Origin of the sequence: Bacillus paranthracis (assembly GCF_001883995.1) — a bacterium.
Lineage (GTDB): Bacteria > Bacillota > Bacilli > Bacillales > Bacillaceae_G > Bacillus_A > Bacillus_A paranthracis.
In genome coordinates, this window is record NZ_MACE01000049.1 from 531615 (window position 1) to 553485 (window position 21871).

Consider the following 21871-nt stretch of genomic DNA (forward strand, 5'->3'; position numbering starts at 1 on the left):
TCCAATTTCTCAATAAAATCGAAAAATTGGACTTTTTTCGTTGCTCCATTAAAGCGCCCGATTGTTGAATAACTTTATCCAAATATGATATAGTTCTCCATAACTAATGTAAGTGCGGTTTTATATTATATTTATATTTTAATCTCATCAAAATTATCTAGTTCTTCAAAATCTACATCAATAATTTCTGGATTATTCTTTTTAAGTTCCTCAAAGCTTTTTCTAACATCTTCTGAAGAAAGATTCATATTTTCTTCTAGGGATTTTGAGAGTCTATTCCCCATTTTCGTCATAGAAGCAAATGTTAGACCTCCTGAGACTACACCTCCAACAACTGGAATAACTTTTGATATTCCTTTAGCAAAGGAGTCCTTAGTAACTTTCACTCCAATATAGCTTGCTATTTTTTTTATTATTGGGTAATAAAATGTCTTCATTAAAGCTTTATTCGGAAGTTTTTTCAATGCTTCCTTAGATAATTGAGATGACAACACTTTTATTGTTGCTGTTGCTCCTCCCACTCCAAACATAACACCTAAAAATAATACCAAGTCTCCGTTTACCTTTTCTACATCTAATCCATCATCATCCCAGAAATCCTCATATCCATAAATATAACCTAATTCTTGAGATAATCTTAATGCCATGCCAAAAAACTGTGCTGTATCAGCTGGTATTGTAGCAGCCATTGCTAATCCTCCTGGTACACCTGCAGCAAATGAGACACTAGAACTTTTCATAGTTCGATTAGAGATAACCTTTTTTGCGACTTTATTTATTATTTTTTTATCGATATTAGCGTTTATTGGACCTTTTTCAATTATTTCTGCTAATTGATTTTGGGATACATTTTTAGAAAAATTTTTGGCTAAAAATTCATCTCTATTAACTTTAACTCCCGGTAACTTAACTGCATTTGTTATTAAAACTTCAATCATTCCAAATTCATTTGCCACTATTTATCTCTCCTTGTATTAAGAACCATAGATATACATATATTTTACAATAAAAGCAGATGCATTACTTATTTTTATATAATGAACAAAACGTAAAAAGAGCAGATAAGTCATCTGCTAATGACCTATCCGCTCCTTGCCCTGTTAAATAATCTACTTCAATAATCTGGCCCTTTAATGGAATAAAATGCTAGAACTTCTGTTACGTAAGAAACAGAAAGAGCTAAATGAATATAAAGCGATGTACATAATTAAGGATTATTTTTTACTTTTTTACCAAGCATTACACAAAAACACCCAAGAATTATCAAAGGTTCTCTTTCGTCTGTTTAACCTCCTACAGCGTAACGGACGAAAATCTCATCGATACGAGAAAAAGACAGTCTTTGATATTTTGAGTGTTGTGTATGAGTATACCACTTCTACTCATCAGGTAGCATAGTAAAAAATTGAAACCCGTCAGGGTTTATTTGATATGCCCACTTTTATAAAATCTATAAAAGATAATAAAAACTATATGGAAAGACCACATTTTGTATAAAAATATACCTTAAGTTGATGGATGTGTGATGTGACCCCTAATACTTGTTCTCAAATCCGGTTCCGTTGCTACACAGCCCCCTAATTCTCTACTTCTCTCCAATTTATTTATATCATTCAGTCCAACAGAATCACTTTTTGCATTAGCATCTGATTGTTCTGGTAGAACGGCACATCTGTGTTACCAAGGACTGTTGGCGGTACGTTTGAAAGCTCATTGAGGTTATCCATCGGAACGATCACGCTCTTGGCCCCGTTTTCAGATAGCATGGTGACCTTGTCAGCAAAGTTAATTACTCTCTCTATGGCACCTCCCACAGAGATATTTCCAAGGACTGCAAGGCCAGCCTTCAGGTTCTTTTTGTAAAGGGCCGATACGATCGCGATATAGACTGCTGATCCGATACCCGACGAGATTGCAGAACCCAGAAGATTAGTTGCCTGAATGGTGATATCATAATTTTTCAGCGAATGTTTGTCACTCAGGATCGTTTTCTCATTAGCCTTTATGTACTGGTAGGTGTTTTTGATATTCTCCTTCACGGCCGTGTTGTTGACCCCGGTAATATTCAACTTTCCAGATCCTGCTATTGCGACGGTTTCAATCCTCACCAGCGCTACGTTCTCACCATCACTGGTACTTGTATAACAAACCCCCGGAGGAAGCGGAGTGTTCTCAATGAGGTGTGACCCTTTTTCTTCGGGCAGACCGACAAAAAACTCTTCTTGGCTTTCCTTATCAATGTAAGAGAAATTGGTATCCCAGAACTCCATACCCCCGATACGCTTCAGTTGTTCTTTAACACGTCGACGCATCTCGAGAGCGATTTCCAGATACTCCTTAATGTCTTCTTTGGTGTATTCGCCATCCGGGTGCATTAGCTTGATCAAGCCGGAAACAGTCTTCTTAACCGGTTTGGTATCACGCTGTTTCAGATGAGCTCCAAGTGAATAGTATTTTTCGAGTGCATCGGTATAGGTAACCCGCCTCAATGATTTTAGAGCCTCAGAGAAGTAATCCGTACTGAACCCAAAGTTGGATGTGAAATGCTTTGGCGAAAATTTGAGCATTTCCCAACCGGGAAGATAAAAATGGATACGATCTAGAAAGGCCGTATCGCTGTTGACCTCATCTGAAAGCGGACTGAACAGGTGCGAGGTCTGCAGGACCGTCTCGACAGGCTGATTGATGTTACCGTTAAGAATGATGGAAGCGACTCCAGTGATTTCACCACCGGCACCGGCCCGGGAGAAAGACCCTGACTCCATGTAGTCTTTCATCAGAGGAACAGCGTCTCGTTCCTTGAAGATTTTGTCCGTAGCCTCATCAAAGCAGATTGCATCCCATTGACCCACAGCCCCAACCTTACCGGTTGAGCCATGGACAAAGAGTTTTGCTACCGTTCCCTGACCACCGGATATCAACACAGCATAAGGCGTTAGTTCCTTATAGACAAAGGATTTACCTGTCGAACGTGGTCCCAGCTCGATGAAATTGAAGTTCGATTCAACCATTGGGAGTAATCTGGATAGCAATAGCATTTTGATTCGATCGGAGACACCTTCTGCACTCGGTTCATAGCCGCAGCTTCTCAAAAGGATGTCGAGCCACTCACTCTTTGTAAACTCCTTGCGTTTGTTGATGATCTTAGTATTATCAAAGCTGGAAAGCTGGATGGGCTTGATCTCTGTAATGACAAACGGAAAAATATTCTGTCCGACTTTAATGTTTGGATCATACTCCACATCGACAATAGCCCAGATGCCTCCCATAAGCATCTTTTCATGCTGCTTTACCAAGTCATCGCTGATATTTCCATTTTTGATGTTGCTGTTTTGTAGCTTCGCCCAGTAGATATCCTTTTTGGAATCCAGTTCCACGGAGATCTTATCGATGATCTTGTAGCGGCCATTCTCACGAATCTTGGAATGAATCAATGAGCTCTCTTCAGGATTCACATAATGCTCGCTGAGAACCCTTTTCACATTCTCCATGCCGGTGCGGATCTTTTCTTCGTCATCAGTAGAGCAGGAGTTGGCTATCAGGTATTCAAGCACAAACACCGGCACATTGGCTCCAACCTTTACTGAGCGGACAAGATCTTTCTTGACCACGTACCCCCTGAAGTGTTCTAAAAGTTTTATGTCTAAGTCATTCAATACTGTCATAACAGATGCCTCCCATAAGCACTTTTTCGTGTTGCTTTACCAAGCCATCGCTGATATTTCCAATCGGTTCCTTATCGTTAGAGAAGCCCGCCTAAATCTCTATCTTTATTTTGTTTAACAACGGCTCGGTCCAGCTGCTGTTTCGTGGCAGCATCCAGAAGGTGGACTTCTATTTCCGGATAGCCGTCAAACGTATATTCTTTGGTAATCCGCTCATTCCGTTGAATGATGAATATATCGCTTCTGTTCACCTGCGTTTTGTTCGCAAAGAAGACCAGATAAACCTTTCTCTCCATAGAGAACAGATCCCCAGCGCCTTTGTCGGCCTGAATTTTGATTGAAAACAATTCGCCGGTGACATCTTTTAAGTCTCCTTTATTTTCAATGCTAACAGGCAGCGACGCGATAGAAGCTCCGGAACGCTCCCAACAGAAATAAGGAGTTACCAGTTCCTGAGGTGATACACCTCCATGCGAAAATCCGTATAATCCAGGAGTCTTGAAAGGATTGATGTTCTTTGCAAAGTAAAGATACTCGAATTGCTTATAGCTCTTTTTAGCCTCAACCAATGCGGGAGTGAGGTCTGTTTGTTTACTTTCCGTGCGGATATAGCGTTCTGCCTTATCAAACTCGCCTTTCGGAGATATTGAAATCTTATCCGCTTCACTTAACAGTCCGGTCAGAACAAAACCATGATCTGTAATCAGGTAAACTTTTCCGTAACCGCTGGACAGGAGGAGTGAAATCTTTTCAGCGAAGAAGTCGATGGTTTCCGGGATATACTTAAGAGCTTTCTGTTGAAGCTTTTCACCCATGTCATCGATATCTTTATAAGTGCAAATCAGAAACTGTCCCGACCGGGCTTCTTCATTGACCTCATCAAGGCGAATAAAGTCGATTGTTACATTGGAATTCTGCACTGCCAGATATTTCTCTCGGTTACTCTGAACCGCTTCGGTAACGCCATTGTCCATGTAGATGCGGCTCATGTTGTTTTCGGTCTCGGAAGGGATATCGGCAAGAATTGAATCCCTTTTGAGATTTACTGGTCCTTTAACTTTGGTGGCTACCAGCTCAGCAATTTCATAGGCAACGCCATCCCCAACAATAACGGCCGTCTTCAAGCCGCCAGCTGCATCAATGATCCGCTGCAGTATCCCGGTCTGGTTTTCTTTATAGTCGCTCCAGTGTTCAAACCATTTGTCCAGAAAAACAGAGCTATGCTCTTTGTAGAGCTCCTGAAATGGTTCGAGGAGCTCTTTTTTATTAAGGAACTCTGCATACAGATTGCGAATGGCAGTATCCAGCTTGCAGAAATGTTTTTTATAGAACTCGACACACTCGCTGAACGAACTCAGGTAGGTAATATCCTTGGAGTCAAACTCCAGTAGTGCAATCACATCATTCCAAAAGAGAATACCAAGCGTCTGAGCCTGTCTGCTCTGATTACGCTGGCGTAATTTGGCAAGGATATTTGGAATCGAAGCTTTATCTGAAAGGTTTTTTCCGATTTCAGCCATCCATCTTTCATCCACCTGAATGAAGGGATGATGTATGCTGACTTTCCAGATATCCAGTTCTGTCGAGAGTGTATAACCGCCAAGATACTCGTTAAACGAATCTCGGTAGGAAACTGAGTCGAGCCAGTTTTGATAAACAGACTGGAGCGTCTTGTTGCAGTTTCCTTCAGCCAAACCATCAAGCATGGCCTTTACTACTTCACCAGCAAGTGTAGTTGCAGGCTTAAGCAGATAATCCTGTCCAAGCAGCTCATTGACTTTTTGGTAAAATGCTTCCCGAAGTTGCGCATCGTATTTTTCTTTTGAGTAGGTATCAGGATCATGAACAAAAGGCAGAAGCTCTTTGTTTAGGTCAAAAATTTCTGCCGCACCCTTATGACTAAGATCTATCCAGTAAGCTCGATCTTTACCAACGCTGACTTTTGCGGCGGCAATCAGCTCTTCCTTTTTGAGATTGATATTTAGATTCAGGGTCTGATGAACCTTGTCCTTGATGTAGCTCTGCAAGTAGCGGATTTCCAGACACCCGCAGGTCTCGCAATATTCACGGATGAACTTTAGCTCATCTTTTTTCGAACGAGTATAAATGAGGAACCTCTCATTACTGGGCTGTGTTTTCTCGATGAGATATTTCACATGCAGTTCTTCCAACTCGGAATTTGTTTGATAGATGGTAAACTCACCTTCGACAGTTTTTAGTAAAAACTCCGCGTCGCCCGATTCATCAATGAACACCGCCACCGAATGACGGTCGTAAATATTCAGCAGATCATTTTTAAACAATATGTCAATCATAGTCGGCTCTCCCTACCAATCCGCATTAAGGTACTTTTTAAGTTGACCTGCATTGAGTACCTCATAAGGAATCATTCTCTTTTTTTGCAATGGAGCAATATTTTTGCCGACACCGTCGTCGAGAACAGGCGAGTATCCTTCAGCAAGCAGTTCATCAATCTTAACTTTGAAGGCTTCAATCTCTTTGAGCTGTCTGAAGATGCGGTCTTTTTCGTTCTGTGCTTCGGCACTTTCATTACCTGCTAAATCGCTTTGACGATTAACCAATGAGCGTTCCCGATGCTCGATATAGACCGAGCGCAGGCGCAGCAGTTTGTCACGGCTCCATTTGTAGATGATAATGTAACAATCAAAACCTTGTTCTGGCCCACTAGAAAGATGCCAGATAAACGGTGTCTTCGGTAGATACATAAACAGGTTCAAGTGATCAGATAGCTCCGCGAAGAAAAACTTATTCAAGTACTCATGGATTGAACGGCCGAGGACTGTATCAAAACTGGAGTATTGGGCCGTACTGAAACCTTTTTCGCGAAATTTCCCCTCAATACGATCCAGCAATACCTTTTCCCCAGCATTAGGTACCAGCGGGACGATGCCGTCTTCATCCTCCATAAGGATTTCCCGGACCATATCAGCCAGAAACTCAATCGCCAGTGTGTGCATCCGCTGCTGCGGAATCACATTACTCTGTTTGAACCAGTACCAGACATTAATAGGGTTGACCTGATGGCGAATGCAAAACTCTTCTAGATCGTTGTTCTTCTGGTAAAGGGTTGGGAAGCCGCTTTCGATCTCCTCACACTCTTCGGCAGTGAATTCTCTGGTTGGGAGTGACTCGATGAAATCGCGGATCGTATCCAATGGATATTCTTTGGTCGCTTCTGTTTCTGCAAGATAGACTTCCCTGGCTTCAGCAAGTACCGGAAGTCCACCAATACTTTCTCCTTCTTTGGCCAGTACCATGGCTTTGTCAATGTCAGGTAGCGTTACGTTTGATAGAATCTCTCCATCAATTATGGCTTCGTTAATTAAGCTTTGAGCCAACAAATGATTTTCTGTCCAGAAAAATGATTTAATAGATGCCTTAAAATCATCTAGTTTAAAAAACAATGGCGACCTTGTGTAGTTATCCTCAATAATGGAATAACTGAGCAGATGGTCAGAAATTTGGATGTTTCGTTCGACTAAGGACTCTATGTGGCTAATAGCCGTTTGCCTAATGTCGAGTAAAGGTATCCTATTTAAGTCCCCCTGAGTCGTGTTAACAGTAGGGTTTAAACAGTTGATTATATATGAAACCAACTTCGAGTTTAAATAGCCTAAGCAATAGAAGTTAGAGTATTTGGTGTCGATTTGATGTATTCCAGGGCCGCCTCCGCTTATTACAGCACTTGATGGAAGCGTCCGAAAAGTTGTGCCTTTAGAACCGCTACTGCTGTAGGTCAATCCTTCAACAAAGTAATACTGCTGATTTCTTAACACTGCCTTCTTGAAGGATTTAAGCTCAGCGCCATCGTTTTTCCAGTTTACACAAAGCCACAAATTGCCAGACCACTTTTTAAAGGGCCCACCTTTTGGAAAACGAGCCCAATCACTTTTCTGGGAGCTCTCTCCTCTAAATATATCATTAGAATTCAATTCCCAGTTGAATCTAAGAAACCTTTCTCCGTTGGATACTGACATTCCTTGAGATACTTTAAAGAATTTATCAATAGAAACATTTTCAAACTTCTCCCGAAATTCATCGGAAATCCAGTAAATGAAGGGCCAGGACTTGATGATCTTTAGTTTTGATTGGTTTAGCCTATAAACATGCTCATCCTGTATTCCATTTATGTAATTATTATATATTTTTTGGAATATATCACCTTTTTTTGTGTAATTATGATATTCCTTAAGATCAAAGTAGACGCCAATTGAATCTGAAAATCCTTTTTCAAACACATACATTACGGCATCGATAGCGACATTAGAAAATTCAAACACACCTCCCATTTCAAGTTCGGCTAAAAGATTTACATTTGATTTTAAAAGAATGTACTCTCTGATAGACTCAAATGTTTTTATATACATGAAAGTTCTTGGACTAATCATAGCAATCATGCCATTTTCATTTACCAACTCATAACATCGCTTAATAAAAGCGGCGTACAGGTTGGTGTGGAACTTGTATGGCTTTTTGTAATTGACTTCGATGAACTTCTTTAACTCAGGACCAAAGTCGGCACTGTCAGTATATGGCGGGTTGGCGGTAGCCACATCGTATTCTGTGGTAAGCAATTCAAGAAAAGTTATGGCATCCCGCGTCTTGCTGGTCAGGAAGGTACTTCCTTTAGCTTGTGCATATTGCTCGACAGCGGTCTTAAGGTTGCTGAAGAAAGTGGCCGCGAAAATCTTTTCCTCCTCAATAAAGGCTGTGGTGAATAGTGAATATTCACCGGCATCGATCTCGTTCTGAATATCATGTATTCTGGATTTGAGTTTTTCGTCTAATCGAATAAGCGAACCAAATTTATATGCATATTGCAGGTCTGACCAGACATCTGAAATGAGTTCTTGCTGGTTTTTATCTAGTTTATTTCCTTCAGTAAAAATATGCTCTACTTCCGCATAATCCGGCAGATAAAAGTCCGAGGAGACCACATTAAAGGCGAGTTCGCTAATCGTTCTGCGTTTTTTCTTTGCTTTGATAAAGAGGCCAAGCTGGGCTAGTTGAACCGCCCGGTCATCCAGATCGATTCCGTGCAGATTGTTTTCAATTATCAGCTTAGGAATATCCTTTTCATCATAATCAGCTCCATAGTTTTCGATCTGGTCGACATAGAGTTCATAGAAAAAGTCAAAGGCGTAAAGAAGGAAATTTCCCGATCCGCATGCCGGGTCTATCACCTTTAATTCATGCAGCAGCTTGGGCTTGCGCTCCTGGGTTTGGGGAGCGTTGGCAATCTTGTAACGTTCCTTGATCTCGGAATTCGGATACATTTCTAGATAAAGTTTCCCCAGAGAGTTTTCCACCAGAAACTGCACGACCCAGCGAGGTGTATAAACCTGAGACTGCAGGGAAACCTTATGGTATTCAGTTTTAGCGCCGCTGTCTTTGTGAGCCTTCTTCTTTACATTGTTATAGCTCTCATACATCCAGCCAAGGATATCATCACTTTGCCAAATATCACTGCCCACCTGAGTGTCCTTTTCCACTGCATTAAAGGTGTCGATGATTTCATTGAGACTGATGGCATCAGGTAGCAAAGCATACGGATAGGCTTTACTGTAAAGCGGAAGAGTTTCTCCTAGCTCATTAAAGGCGTGTTTAAGGTATTCACGAATGCCTTCCAGTTCTTCGGAACGCATGTGTGGGTTCATTTCCAGCCATGCCTTGTGGCCAAATGAGCGGTCGCCATGCTCTGGCTGTTTGGTCAGCACTGGTGGGAATAGCGCAGCAGCTTCCATAACTTTAACAGCAGCCAGACGGTTGAACAGTGTAAAGGTAAGCTCATCAATGAGCTTACCCCGTGCATGTTCGTAATTACCGGTTTCACCAATATGATTTTCGAGCATCTCCTCGAAACGCATTCGTTTGGTTCTAACTTCTGAAGGAAGTTTTTCAATGTCTAACTGTTTGTTCTTGCTAATACCCAGTCGGGCGAAATATTTATCAAAAGCCACCTCAATGAGGTCCCTGAGCTTATCTACATGTTCTGGTAGTTTCATATATCAACATCCTATCATATAGTTTCTATATCCAGTTCGATCTCTTCATCAGGTCTGGCAGTGGTCAATAACGCCAGTTGAGTTGTTAGGAGTGATTTGTATTCCTGGACGGTCATAACCTTGTTGGTGACCTGAAAACGAACTTTGCGCGGTTTTTTGGGTACAGGAGACTGATCTCCACCGGTTTCTGGTTCCGGCAGGGGTGCTTCTGTAACAAAACTGCTTTGAATGATTAGCAACTCGTTCTCCTTGGTAGGAGCGAGTGCTGTATAGTTCAGGATATCCGAGAGTGAGTATCCACAATTTTTACAACTAATGGAATATTCAAGTACCGGTTCTTTGATGATCCTGTCCGAGCAGTAGCGCTTAAGCTCATCCAGCATCTTCTGGTTATGCACATTCAGCTCAGCTGGATACCCCTTCAGTGTTCTAAACGCGTCATCTATTTTTCCACTGAGAAGCTGATACTCATGGCTCATTCTAGCAGCAGCGTTTTTAATCAGCTTGTAGTAACTGTCTTTAACATTCTGCACCTGCTGCTGGAGGTTGCCGAAGTTCTTGACCATGTCCCGCTTATAGAGCCGAACAAATTCTTCGTTCGCTTCATTAATCATATTCTCGGATCGGTCTGCTTTTTTGAGTTCACTCGTAACCTCTTCAATGAATCTCTTAAACTCCCTGACCTTGGAAAAGTTCTTCTTGATGAATTTCTGCGCTTTCAGTATGGTCTGAATAGCGCCTGAGAACTGATCGCTATTCGTAAGGAAGAATTCAACCCTTTCGATGTAATTGCTTTCAGTGATCTTCCCAGTAAAACTTAGTAAGGTCTGTTTCTGGTCGGCTACATTCGGGAACAGTGACTCGAATCCGTCGACCGTATCGTTCAGCGTCGCCAGTGCTTTAATAAAATGATCTGCCATGTTCCGAATGCTGTCGGCAAGATCGAAGTCGGTGGTGTTCCAGTCAACTTTTTGCCCGGTATGGACTTCAATTTCAAGGTCCATCAGTAGTTGAACGGCCAGATTTTTCTGAGCAGCCGTCAACGTCACCGTAATGGACTTGAATGAAGCAGACCTAAATTTCGTGGCATTGGTAAAGGCGTCCTGAATACCGTTCTGCTTATGAGAAAACCATGTGTCACCATTGTATTTTACAGACAAGCGACCGGCTCGAAAGAGGGCTACCAAGGTAGCTACAATCGTTCCAAATGAATATCCCCATGGCGCACCAGAGAGATCTGACTCCAGTGTGCGACCATCTACGTAACGACTTTTGATCTTGAAATTGATCTCTTCAACCACCTTCAGGTGATCACCGGTAAAATTACCGTGGCTATCGAAAAATCTGAAGTCATCACCAGAAAACAGTCGGCTTAGATCTTCTTTACGGCTGCTGAAAATTTTAGGAACCAGACCTTCAGAAAGCCCGGAAGCAAGTCTTTTTGTGTAAATATTCTTGATCATTTTACGCTGAATTTCACTGATCGTGCCTTTGAAACTGTCTGCATTAAGCAGATGCTCGTCGAACATATAGATCAATGAGGCATTGTAATATGCCTTCTCAATCTTTATCCGAAGCTCTTTTTCCTTTTCCTCGCGAATGATGGAAAAATCCCGAATAATTTGACGCTTGGCTGGATCAGATTCATTGGAATACTTTTCTTCCATGTATGAGTAGCGGCTGATTTCACCAATTAGTTTATCAATGAACTTAAACTCATTGTTGTTTGGTACCAGCGTGATGAGATCCTTTTGAAACTGGGTTTCCAGCTTGAGGTTCTCGATAAAATCCTGCCGGTTTTGACTGATGTTAAACAGGCTGTAGACTGTCAATTTCAGATGCTTGTTGCCTGAGCCGGTTAGCTCGTCATCCTGATCGGAAAGAACGCTGAATTTGAAACTGTCTGTGCCGTCATTAAAGGTGGCTACCGTGTTAAACAACTTGTAGTCCTTGATGTAGTTAATCAAAGACCGTTTCTTGCTGAATAGCTCAACATCAAACTCCTTCATCTCTTCAAGGAGCTTGCCTTCAAGGTCAGAAGTGATCTTGTAGTTGTTGTTTGAAAGCAGCAGGACTTTTGCTTCAAGCAGCAGTTCGAGAGCCCCTTCTACGACCGGCTTCACATCATAGTAGGTTGTAATGTCGGAAATGTAGCTCTTTGTAATATTCTCCACTGTTGGTGAAATAACTTCTGAATCAGCCAAAAGGTGAATAGTCTTCAGCAGCTTTTCACCGTCAATGATGTTGCTACGTTCTTTTAGTATCTTTCTTGCAGTATCGTATTTATTAACCAGTCCAATGGGAGGAGCTGTTTGTGCCTCGGTACATATGGCGTAGCCCGGGGTAAAACTGTAAAATTCCTTATCCCGCATCTGTTTTCGAAGAATATCAAAAGTTGTAATGATCATTCCACGAGCGGCGATCTGAGTGGCTACCAGCGCATTGGAGCTGAATAAAAACTTCTGAAGAATGTCGAACTGATACTTATGGAATGGATAGTAGGTTGCAAACTCATCCGCATTTGCCGTTTTAGTCGGAAATGATGATTTCAAGTTGGTTGCATCCGATACCAGTCCTTCATTTTTCTTGTGGTAATTAACGAGCTGCTGATGCCCGGCTTCTGTTTTATGAAGCAGGCGGCTTCGGATGATGACATCAACTTCTGTTGATTCAAGATGAATCTTGGTCTTAAAACGATCGGTTACCTTGGTCAGTTGACTTCGATTCACATTAGCATTGTTAATGACATCATCGAGTTTTTCCTGAGCAATCGCGATGGTCCAAACTTTGTTGCTGATACTTGAAAAAGCTTCACTAATCCCCTCCAGATCCAATAATGTGAATTTCTTCTGGCTTATAGCTTCGCTGGCTTCATCAAAAATAAAGACAAGAGTCTCCTCCGGCCGGTACTTCAAGTATTTCTCAAGCTCTGATTTAAACTTGCTCGCAGAGAAATCCTCAATAGCGGAACTGTAAACTTGATATGTTTCGGCGTAGTCAGCTTCGCTATAACCCATTTCAGCAAACACTTTCCGCATGACCTTTGCAACCATACGATTGCTGGTTTTCAACTGATCCCATTCCTGGCCCTCGAGAGATTTGGCTTTACTTTTGAACTCATCGAGTTTACCATCGATAAACAAATCAAACTCCATATAGCCATAGATATCGTCGCGGAAGCCGAGGTTTTTCAGTAAGTTGGCAAAAAGAGTGAATGCTAGGCCTTTGTCTGTGTTCTGTTTGGCTATGTCAAGGAAAACGACTCTGCTGTTGATTGTTCCAAGATTGTGGATAGAGTTTTCAATTAGACTTTCGTCCGCCACGCCTTTCAGTCGTGGGATAAATCGCTCTCTGGCAGGTGTTCCGTTAATAATCGGATTGTCGATGATATATCCCAACATCTTGCCGAAGTAGGATTTACCTGACCCATAGAAGCCGGACAACCAAACCCCAGTTTCTTTTATATTGGAGGTAAATTGGTTGGTGAAATTGTAAAGATGCCGACCAATCCCTTCGGTTACAATATAAGATTCAATTTCCTGCTGGATTTCCAGTTCGGAACGATCCTCTAGATCGATCACATTTTTTATATCTTCCTGAAGATCCAGTGTCAGTATTTCGTTTATTTTTGTCATGAACAGTCTCCTCATTTCACCAACATGCAACGATATTTTGATGCATGTTTGAAGTTCAAAAAGTAAATGTTGTCATTCTCAATTTTTGATGGATAAAATATCAGAAGAGGATGAGGCAGATTCATAACGGTCTTATTCTCCATGATATTTACATTCTCGATTCCTGTACCAAAGAGACAACCGGTTCTTATTAGAATGGGAATCTTGTCATTCTGACAAGCTTTCTCAATTTCGCCAACAATCAGGTCAAATAGATCAATTGTAGGATCATCAGAACGAAAGATTAGGTGGGGAGTATTCTTAAAGTCACTATAATACTCTTTAAATGATTCCCAACCATCCTCATCAATGAATTGAACCAGTAGCTTGCTGACATCAATAAATACAGCCTTATCAGTATATAGTTCTTTCGACTTTTCTATATACAACTGTTCTTCATCAGGCGGGTATGAGAACAAGATACTGTTCCCGCCATTTGCCTGCCGCCGAAGCTGATCTTGGTTTGCTATATGAAATTTCAAGTCTGTAAATTTTTGTTGATGATCAGTTATATAAGACATCACATACTCCTTTATAGCTTTGGGTTAATTCGATGTTCAAAGCAACACCGTTGAAATTCATATTAAAGAAGCCTTTCAAAGAGAGCTTTTTAAGCCGGTTCTGAATATCTTCTGAAGAAATAAAGCTGATAGGAAGCAGCTCATTAGTCAAGATATTACTAGTGCTAGGAGAGAATAATTTTGCAAAGTAAAGAAAGAGCACTTGCGCTTCCGAAGATGGACGTATATGCTTGTATGACTTTACCCTCTCGGAGCTTAGAAAACCGAACTTACTCATCAAATTGAGGTATTTGGTCGAAAGCGTGTTAATTGTGTTTTCTGACCAACTGATCTGCTGTGATTCATTTTGCAGAAGAAATTCTTTTAGATAGGCGCCAATATCATCCTTGGAGATGCTGGTGCGTCCCGAGTAAAAAGTTTTCACAAAAACCCTTGATGTGATTTCTCGAAATAATCTATTGTTCAAAGCAAACTGCCAAACCAGAATCAACTCTTTGTCCCGTAGTGGCACGCGTTCGCTAAAAATCCCCTTAATGAGCTCCTGATGATCCTCGTTCTTAAACTGCAAAAATCCTTTTCTTATCTCGCGTTCAATCCTTGTTCGGCTTTTTTCAGTACGCAGATTAAATTCATTCCGCTGATTAACGAGTTCTTCTAGTGAATCGGATTGACTGAAATGTGAATCTATGGCCTTGAAAATGACCGTTATATCCCTCAGCCCACCAATAACGTTTATTGCGGTATCATATACGCCAAGTTCTCTTGTGTTATTAAAATCTTCCATTAATTATTGTTCATCCTTTTCGGGTTGTCAGCTGCACCACCAGAGCGAACCCATTTATCTACCTCGTTTTGTTTAAACATCCAACGGCGTCCTACCCGGTGGCCTGGCATTTCCCGTTGCTCGATCCACTTGTAAACAGTCTCGTTGCTCACACTGAGATATTTGCAAATGTCATCGACTGTAAGCCATCGTTCTTCCATAGTCTCGTCCTCTCTTATTCATGAGGTTATTGCATTAACTCCAGATGCCAGGAGTGAAGTACATCTGAATTCGAACGTAATCCCCCTAATATATCCTTATAATATAACTGATTGTAGACCCAAATCAAGTTAATTATTGTCGAATAGTGCCGATGACACTGATGTTAACCCTATTTTCCTGAGATCAACCAATCTTAAGCCTTACAGTACTTCATAGATTATGTCCAATTATCAATTTTATCTCGGAATTGACAGAGTTTCTTCACAAGTTCTGCCTACTTCTGTTTTCTAAGTAACGATAAACCATGGTACGAGAAATTCCCCACATTTTCGCAATATCCTTAATAGGTGTTCCGTTCGCTGTAAGGGTTCTAAACATCTCTAATTCCTTGTTGTCTAACTTTTCTGGCCTTCCACCTAATCCGTCCTCTTGCCCTTGCAGCCGCGCGACCAGCCACAGAACGATCTTGAATGGGATAGGGAAAGAATTCCTTCTTTTTGGGGCCACTCAAAACAAGAGAGATTTTTATAAAGATCTTCGTTACAAGACGGTCACTTTTTGAGTGGCTATTATTCATGTGTAAATTCATTACAGAACAGATCTTCCGTTAACTTTTCAAATCGGATACATTAGATTTTGTTTACGGAACACATTTGGAATACGAGGTCTGTGTAGTAATGGAACAAGAACGGCAATAAGGCTTAATCACATTATCAAAAACGAACGCTTTTGTTACAACATTGGTTTCAAGAAGCGTTAGCCTTTATTTAGCCAATTTAGCTGTAACAAAATACTGTATCAAAAATAATTCGTAACATTATTTATCACAATCCTTTTTGTTACGCTAGAAACCCTTTTATATCAAGCCTTCTTTTTCTTAGCATGGTTTTTATATTAGAACGCTGGCGGTACCCCTTATATCGTAAGATACAAAAGAACAATGGAATTGAGTAGCATCCATTGGACAAATCAATACAAAGGTCATTGAAGATAATTATGAGGATGTTTTGCGATTAGCCCATTCAATAAGAGAAGGAACAGTCTCAGCATCCCTTATTATGGGGAAATTAGGTTCTTACTCAAGACAAAACAGCTTAGCTACAGCCTTACGAGAAATGGGGCCAATAGAAAAAACGATCTTTATTCTTAATTACATTTCGGATGAATCTCTGAGAAGAAAAATACAAAGAGGATTGAATAAAGGAGAAGCCATGAATGGACTGGCAAGAGCTATTTCCTTTGGAAAACAAGGAGAGGTTAGGGAAAGAACCATACAGCATCAGCTTCAAAGAGCCAGTACTTTAAATATAATTATCAATGCCATTAGTATCTGGAATACTCTACATCTAACAAAAGCAGTTGAATATCAGAAACGGACAGGTAGTTTTAATGAGGACTTATTACACCATATGTCACCTTTAGGCTGGGAACATATTAATTTGTTAGGAGAATACCATTTTAATTCGGATAAATTGATCTCATTATATTCTTTAAGACCACTAAAACTTTCTTAACGTTGTTAAAAACGGGGGAATCGTCAGAAAAATGGGCTTAGCGTTGTAAATCCGCATTTCTCTGACGGTACCCCGTATATAAATCAAACTTAACTAGGTATCCAACGGCCACTTTCGTAATTCGCGGAATACGCCCATCCAGTCGCATTCCATATTGTATCGAAGATCGGTTTAATTGTCTGAGATATATCTATATCAAAGGACTCGACAATAATTTCTGGAACAATTAAAAAATCCCTCTCAATAGGACTGGAGTCTTTAATGGTAAATCCTTTAACATTAATTAAACTTACCATTAATACGAAAGGTAGTTCAGTTTGTAATAACTTATGAATTTCTATATAACGCTGTACAGTTGAGATAAGTTCTCTTTCAATAGTGTTAATTCTAAAATTTTGTTTGTCTTTTTTTATTATAGAAGCATTTACTGATTCAATACTTCCATCTCTAAATACCTGTAAGTATGAATCATTACATACTTTATTACTATTATTATAGTAAGTAACATAGCCATCGAAGTTATATCTTAAGTCTGATATACCACCTCCTATTGGTTCCAAATATACGGAATTTTCAGGAAGGAGCGACAAGTCAACTACATTACTAGAGCTATATGCAGAAATTGGTACACTATGTAAAATAATTTTAGGGTTATCCTCTAAAGTTATTGGCATCTCATTTGCAATTACGTTTCCGATTCTCGAAGTGCGAAAACCCCTAATCCTATCAAAGGTTCTTTCAGAAGCTACAAATGTTGATCTTATCTCATTATAATCAAGTGGATATTTTCCGTTTGAAGTTCTAGAATAAATTTCAAACCGTTCGTTTGTGAGCTTCGTTGCATGTGGAGATATCCAACTATTAGGAATATAGATTACGATTAATACGTCTTTTTCTACGTTTATTGGTACCGTAGTTACTCCTGGAATTCTTGGTTCTATTTTACTTCTTATCATAGACTCTAGCCTTAGGATTTCTTGGTCTACATTCACTTGCAGAGGACTAAACCCTACAGGTTCGCCGGAATCATTAGTTTCTACCCCATAAATAATATAACCACCAGAAGCATTCGCAAATGAAGAAACATCACGCCCAAATTCGACTTTATCCTTATCTCCTTGTCCTGGCAACTCTTTTTTATATTCAATTCTTTTATTTTCAATAACTTTTCCATCAATTAATTCTTGTATATCTTCCTCCTGAATTGATTGAGGTGATTTATTAAAAATTTTCATTTTTTAACCCTTCTTTTCAGTGAGATTCTATTTACAGGTTTTTTTCAATTAACACCCTAACTCTAAGACTACCTTCTTCGAAAATCCTTATTTAAAATTCCAAGATTCAATGAATCTTTATTATAGACAAACGGAGTGTAGTTTGATGATGCCTCTTCAAAATCATCATCATCCTCTTCCCATTCCATCATTTCAAAGAAAGTATCGTTAGCTGTCCTGGATTCACGCCCAAATTCACCAATATAAATAACCCCAGCATTATCTGGATCTGACACAACCTTATAAAATTCTTCAACAATTGCTGCAGCCATGGGCCCCTCGTATGGCCAAGATATAATTAAGACACTACTATCCTTACCATAATTTCTTATGGCGGTTAATGCGTCTTCCTTTTTAATATCAAAGACAGGCTTAAGATTCTTACTTATGTTCAACTTTTTTCGCGTCCCTGCTTCTTGGCAATCATCACTCTCAAATAAAGAGTAATCATCTGAAGCAATGACTGTAACACCTTGTTCCGATAATGCTTTAGCCAAAAAACCTCTTCCAGCTAAAACCTCTAAACACTTTTTATCTCCAATCCAATCAGCTAAAGGTTTAACCCAATCTAATGAGACATGAGCAAACATGCCTTCACTGATACATTGGTTCTTATAGGAAATTGCTTTTTCTGGACTTGAAAGGCTTGGCATTGTTTCTAAAACTGTATACGTGACCATCTTCTTACCCTCCCCAATGAGCTTATTGCTTAATTATGTTATCTATGGATTATAAAAAAGTCTTTGTAATCGTATCCTTTTTTATTTGTGTTCCAGGTAAACTAGATAACGTAGGCTTATATATTTAGTGGCCAAAAATTTTATCGCATAGAACTTGGTATTCTAAAAGTCATTGCTTTGTATAAAGGCATCAATACCTCATATAGTTTCATTGCTTCTTTAAGGATGCTTCCTCTTGTTTTAATTCTCTCATCATCTAATTCAAAATGGCACATACAAAAACTTTCGAGTCCATCTTCATCGTATTTATTATAAAAGTCAAGGAACTCATTCGGGGTCCCTTTATCTATTTCAAAGCGGTACTTAGACGTATCGTTTTTAGCATCATAAAAATGCCATATAAGTTTATTTCCAACGAGGCTGTTATAGTTCCCAGAGATGTCATCTTTAATTTCATTCCATTTTTCACGGACATGATAACGATCAATTCCATCATGCGCCGTGCCATGAAACATCCCCAAATCAATTCCATTAGAAACGAAGGAAATCTGAAAACATGCATGTTTGTGGAATTGTTCAATCGGATCTTTATTCCCCCTCCTATTTTTTCGCACTACACTTCCATAAGGATTTAACTCGCCCTTGTGCTTGCCATATCTGACCCATATTGCCCCTACACGCCAATGATTAAAGACAGAGGGGATAATTCCACTCGCAATATAATCCTTGTGATAATGCGGGTGCAAATCCCATTTTTTAACCATCGGTTCTATTTCTTTATGAAGGGCTAACAACTTATCTTGAATCACTTTTCTTCTCTTAATTGACGCAGAGTTAGAAGCCTTATACCATTCCTTTGAAACAGTAATATAATCATCAACATCAAAATAAAACCCACTCAAATCAGGATATGTTTTCATTTTGTATTGTTTTTCTTTGATATTTTCAAGATCTCTCTGAAGTGTTTCATTATTCTTTTGAATTTTTGAAGGAAGCGTTTTTTGATGTGATTGGTAAAGAGCTATTACTTCTTCAGTTACTTCAATACAATTAACTGAAAGATGCTCCCAGAAATCACATATTGGCGAATGCTCTAAAACATCTTTTGACATGCATTCAAAGTTGCGAGAGATACCACCTTCGGTCAGGTTCGCAGAACCATGGTAAAAGACTACATTATCTTCACAATGAAATTCATAAATCTTACTATGCAGAAAAGGATCCACGACCAAAAAGGCTTTGGAAAATGAGCACATTACTTCTAAGATGTCAGCTGGCTTTGTGTCATTAAAATCAATACTACAGTAGACAATGATGTCATCCCTTTTAAGATTAATCTCTTTGCACAATTCCCTTAGATATTCAATACCTGTTGGTGATAAATATGCACTTGAAATGACGATCTTTTTTGGCTTATTTTTCACCACTTCATATTCGATATCATCCCAAAAAGTATGCTGTCTCCAAAAGTATGTACTCATTTAACCACTCCATTATCAAAAAATAGTGTCTAAAATTACTTTAATATCATCATATTAACTTAGTGTATTTTACTACTGATTCAAACAATAAGTGATGGTTTTGCCTAGTGTACTTTTTGGTAAAATACGATCTTTCTGTTCATGAAGCCATGCTGAAAAAGGTCCAGAATGGGCCTGCTTCTTTCAACTCTCTGCTTATATCGCTCGGTAGGCTTGACATGTTTGAGCTTCCTTTCAATCAAATAGAGTTGATTATTAGGTGTTTTTTCGCTAGACGTACCAAACCGTTTTTGTTGGCTAAGACGAAATTGTTCTTCATACCATCTCACTTTTGCCGTGAGTTCCTCTACTTGAACTTGAAGTGATTCAATTGTGGGTTGGCTTGAATGTGAAGGTGTTGTTTTCATAGATAAATCCATTCGACAAAATCATTCAAATTCCTTTTTCATATATGATTTTTTATAGAATGGTTCTCGCATGTACAGCTTGATGCCCTTGTTTTTGTTGAAAAGCAAACCCAGCAAGAAGCCATCTCAATTGTCGTCTTGATATGGTAAGTGGTACACTTGGATGCCCAGTTGGCCAATAAAACGTTCTCTTTTCCAATCTGCGATAGTGCAACCAGAAACCATAATGTTCCCAAACAAGAATTTTTAGTTTATCGCGTGAGCGATTACAAAAAACAAATAACAAATAACAAATAACAAATAAAAAAGAAGAAAAGGGGTCTAACTCAAATTCTTCTTTTACAATAGCCGCTAGCCCATCAATCGATTTACGTAAATCTGTTGCCCCTTGTGCAAGATATACTTTTTCAATCGCTACTTCTGATATCATTGTTGTTTCACCGTCTGCATCACTTGTAGGAGCACCTGTGGAGTAAAGGGCACATCCAGTTCAATGGTTGCTTCTTTCATATGAATTCGAATGGTGGCACGTATTTTTTCTTCTACGAAAGGGACATTCATAGAAATCCAATTCACACGCTCATTTTTATTCTGATCTTCCGTTTGAGGTGATAATTTTTTCAACCAATAATGAAGCCGATGAGCCGGTAGGTTCTGTTTTTTACACCAAGCAACTTTTGATAACCCACTGTTTTTATAGTCTTGAATATAAGCTTTCCATTCTTTTTCTAATAGATGTTTTTCCATAAAAAAAACCTCCACATGTAGTATGTAAGGAGATTATCTCATGGGCTATTTACAAATGGCAGGTGAGGATTATTTGACGCTTACGTATCTTTCTTGCCTCACTTGCACAGAATTTTATAAAGTAATTTGCCCAACCACGTAAGATTGGATTCATAATGTCTGCTAGTTCCTCTAATGAGTATAGTTTATTCCACTTTCTTATCTCGCGGATTTTATCTTTAAGGTCTTGTCCAGCACTTTTACTAACTGCAAGAATGTTCCATATTTACTCTTGGCCCATCTCCTTCGAAATGTGTAGCCTAAAAAGCCAAACGATTCATGCTCATGTCGTTTTGAAAAATTATCACTTCTACAGTAGACGACTTTCGTCTTTTCTGGATGTAGCTCTAACTCACATGACATCATTCTTCCTTGGAGCTTTTCTAAGAGTCTTTCTGCTTCCTCTTTGGTTTGACAATGTATCACTGCATCATCGGCATACCTTGCCCAAGGGTTCGATGGATGTTTTATTTCCATCCATCGGTCAAATACATAGTGTAAAAAGAGATTCGCAAGTACAGGGCTTATAACACCACCTTGCGGTGTTCCAGAATTTCGTTCTCTTATCGTTCCGTCAGGCATTAATATTGGAGCCTTTAAGAATCGTTCAATATAGAGAATTATCCAATTATTGTTAGTGTGCCTATGGACAGCTTTCATCATCAGCTCGTGGTCAATGTTGTCAAATAACCCTTTGATATCAAATTCAATTAACCATGCCATTTCCCAACATCTTTTTCGAGTTATTCCCACTGCATCAATGGCAGAGCGATTAGGTCTATATCCATAAGAATCAGCACAGAATATCGGTTCAACAAGTGGCTCAAAATTCATACGAACTACCATTTAGGCAATTCT

The 21871-nt window shown here is 39.6% G+C and carries 15 protein-coding genes and 4 pseudogenes; 2 read left to right on the top strand and 17 right to left on the bottom strand.

The window, feature by feature from the left end; all coding sequences use genetic code 11:
• Positions 1-131: 131 nt before the first annotated feature.
• Positions 132-956, bottom strand: a complete 825-nt coding sequence (locus BAQ46_RS19815; protein WP_071742535.1) for a bacteriochlorophyll 4-vinyl reductase — start codon at positions 954-956, stop codon at positions 132-134.
• Between the two features lie 184 nt (positions 957-1140).
• Here BAQ46_RS19815 and BAQ46_RS19820 point away from each other — a divergent pair.
• Positions 1141-1398 (top strand): annotated as a pseudogene (locus BAQ46_RS19820) (IS4 family transposase); the annotation flags it as partial.
• A 215-nt stretch (positions 1399-1613) separates the two neighbouring features.
• Here BAQ46_RS19820 and brxL read toward each other — a convergent pair.
• From brxL to BAQ46_RS31120, 8 genes and pseudogenes are all read right to left on the bottom strand, one after another.
• The gene (gene brxL, locus BAQ46_RS19825; RefSeq protein ID WP_071742537.1) at positions 1614-3665 is read right to left on the bottom strand and encodes a protease Lon-related BREX system protein BrxL; all 2052 of its coding nucleotides are present in this window, start codon (positions 3663-3665) and stop codon (positions 1614-1616) included.
• A 77-nt stretch (positions 3666-3742) separates the two neighbouring features.
• Positions 3743-5980, bottom strand: coding sequence for a PglZ domain-containing protein (locus BAQ46_RS19830; RefSeq protein ID WP_071742539.1), 2238 nt, complete (start codon positions 5978-5980; stop codon positions 3743-3745).
• Between the two features lie 12 nt (positions 5981-5992).
• A complete protein-coding gene (pglX, locus tag BAQ46_RS19835; RefSeq protein WP_071742541.1) occupies positions 5993-9691 on the bottom strand; it encodes a BREX-1 system adenine-specific DNA-methyltransferase PglX in 3699 nt (1232 codons plus the stop codon).
• Positions 9692-9705: 14 nt separating this feature from the next.
• Entirely contained in the window at positions 9706-13326 is a 3621-nt protein-coding gene (gene brxC, locus BAQ46_RS19840; protein ID WP_071742543.1) for a BREX system P-loop protein BrxC, read from the bottom strand.
• 11 nt (positions 13327-13337) lie between these two features.
• Positions 13338-13886 (bottom strand): hypothetical protein, encoded by a 549-nt coding sequence (locus BAQ46_RS19845; protein WP_071742545.1) that lies wholly within the window; start codon positions 13884-13886, stop codon positions 13338-13340.
• Complete coding sequence (locus BAQ46_RS19850) at positions 13870-14670, bottom strand: BrxA family protein (RefSeq protein WP_071742547.1); 801 nt, start codon at positions 14668-14670, stop codon at positions 13870-13872. Before BAQ46_RS19850 ends, BAQ46_RS19845 begins: the two co-directional genes overlap by 17 nt.
• The gene (locus tag BAQ46_RS19855) at positions 14670-14870 is read right to left on the bottom strand and encodes a helix-turn-helix domain-containing protein (protein WP_071742549.1); all 201 of its coding nucleotides are present in this window, start codon (positions 14868-14870) and stop codon (positions 14670-14672) included. Before BAQ46_RS19855 ends, BAQ46_RS19850 begins: the two co-directional genes overlap by 1 nt.
• A gap of 262 nt (positions 14871-15132) precedes the next feature.
• A pseudogene (locus BAQ46_RS31120) lies at positions 15133-15361 on the bottom strand (helix-turn-helix domain-containing protein); the annotation flags it as partial.
• A 472-nt stretch (positions 15362-15833) separates the two neighbouring features.
• Here BAQ46_RS31120 and BAQ46_RS19865 point away from each other — a divergent pair.
• A pseudogene (locus tag BAQ46_RS19865) lies at positions 15834-16385 on the top strand (Tn3 family transposase); the annotation flags it as partial.
• An 89-nt stretch (positions 16386-16474) separates the two neighbouring features.
• Here BAQ46_RS19865 and BAQ46_RS19870 read toward each other — a convergent pair.
• The 8 genes and pseudogenes from BAQ46_RS19870 to BAQ46_RS30920 form a co-directional block, all read right to left on the bottom strand.
• Complete coding sequence (locus BAQ46_RS19870; protein WP_071742553.1) at positions 16475-17620, bottom strand: AlbA family DNA-binding domain-containing protein; 1146 nt, start codon at positions 17618-17620, stop codon at positions 16475-16477.
• Between the two features lie 68 nt (positions 17621-17688).
• Positions 17689-18339 carry a hypothetical protein gene (locus BAQ46_RS19875; protein ID WP_071742555.1) on the bottom strand — a complete coding sequence of 217 codons (651 nt, stop codon included), beginning with the start codon at positions 18337-18339 and terminating at the stop codon, positions 17689-17691.
• Positions 18340-18479: 140 nt separating this feature from the next.
• Positions 18480-19820: a phospholipase D family protein gene (locus BAQ46_RS19880; protein WP_071742557.1), complete on the bottom strand. Its 1341-nt coding sequence runs from the start codon at positions 19818-19820 to the stop codon at positions 18480-18482.
• A gap of 254 nt (positions 19821-20074) precedes the next feature.
• A pseudogene (locus BAQ46_RS30910) lies at positions 20075-20227 on the bottom strand (IS66 family transposase); the annotation flags it as partial.
• Positions 20228-20279: 52 nt separating this feature from the next.
• Positions 20280-20657, bottom strand: a complete 378-nt coding sequence (tnpB, locus tag BAQ46_RS19885) for an IS66 family insertion sequence element accessory protein TnpB (RefSeq protein ID WP_071742559.1) — start codon at positions 20655-20657, stop codon at positions 20280-20282.
• Entirely contained in the window at positions 20654-20974 is a 321-nt protein-coding gene (tnpA, locus tag BAQ46_RS19890) for an IS66 family insertion sequence element accessory protein TnpA (RefSeq protein WP_071742561.1), read from the bottom strand. The genes tnpB and tnpA overlap by 4 nt, the downstream gene beginning before the upstream one ends.
• 49 nt (positions 20975-21023) lie before the next feature.
• A complete protein-coding gene (locus BAQ46_RS31715; RefSeq protein WP_186292111.1) occupies positions 21024-21239 on the bottom strand; it encodes a group II intron maturase-specific domain-containing protein in 216 nt (71 codons plus the stop codon).
• Entirely contained in the window at positions 21173-21859 is a 687-nt protein-coding gene (locus BAQ46_RS30920) for a reverse transcriptase domain-containing protein (protein ID WP_186292110.1), read from the bottom strand. The genes BAQ46_RS31715 and BAQ46_RS30920 overlap by 67 nt, the downstream gene beginning before the upstream one ends.
• Between the last annotated feature and the right edge of the window lie 12 nt (positions 21860-21871).

Bases quoted from the DNA above. Each gene is read 5' to 3' on its own strand.
- brxL (WP_071742537.1), bottom strand. From the start codon at position 3,665: ATGACAGTATTGAATGACTTAGACATAAAACTTTTAGAACACTTCAGG.
- BAQ46_RS19830 (WP_071742539.1), bottom strand. From the start codon at position 5,980: ATGATTGACATATTGTTTAAAAATGATCTGCTGAATATTTACGACCGT.
- pglX (WP_071742541.1), bottom strand. From the start codon at position 9,691: ATGAAACTACCAGAACATGTAGATAAGCTCAGGGACCTCATTGAGGTG.
- brxC (WP_071742543.1), bottom strand. From the start codon at position 13,326: ATGACAAAAATAAACGAAATACTGACACTGGATCTTCAGGAAGATATA.
- BAQ46_RS19845 (WP_071742545.1), bottom strand. From the start codon at position 13,886: ATGTCTTATATAACTGATCATCAACAAAAATTTACAGACTTGAAATTT.
- BAQ46_RS19850 (WP_071742547.1), bottom strand. From the start codon at position 14,670: ATGGAAGATTTTAATAACACAAGAGAACTTGGCGTATATGATACCGCA.
- BAQ46_RS19855 (WP_071742549.1), bottom strand. From the start codon at position 14,870: ATGGAAGAACGATGGCTTACAGTCGATGACATTTGCAAATATCTCAGT.
- BAQ46_RS19870 (WP_071742553.1), bottom strand. From the start codon at position 17,620: ATGAAAATTTTTAATAAATCACCTCAATCAATTCAGGAGGAAGATATA.
- BAQ46_RS19875 (WP_071742555.1), bottom strand. From the start codon at position 18,339: ATGGTCACGTATACAGTTTTAGAAACAATGCCAAGCCTTTCAAGTCCA.
- BAQ46_RS19880 (WP_071742557.1), bottom strand. From the start codon at position 19,820: ATGAGTACATACTTTTGGAGACAGCATACTTTTTGGGATGATATCGAA.
- tnpB (WP_071742559.1), bottom strand. From the start codon at position 20,657: ATGATATCAGAAGTAGCGATTGAAAAAGTATATCTTGCACAAGGGGCA.
- tnpA (WP_071742561.1), bottom strand. From the start codon at position 20,974: ATGGAAAAACATCTATTAGAAAAAGAATGGAAAGCTTATATTCAAGAC.
- BAQ46_RS30920 (WP_186292110.1), bottom strand. From the start codon at position 21,859: ATGGTAGTTCGTATGAATTTTGAGCCACTTGTTGAACCGATATTCTGT.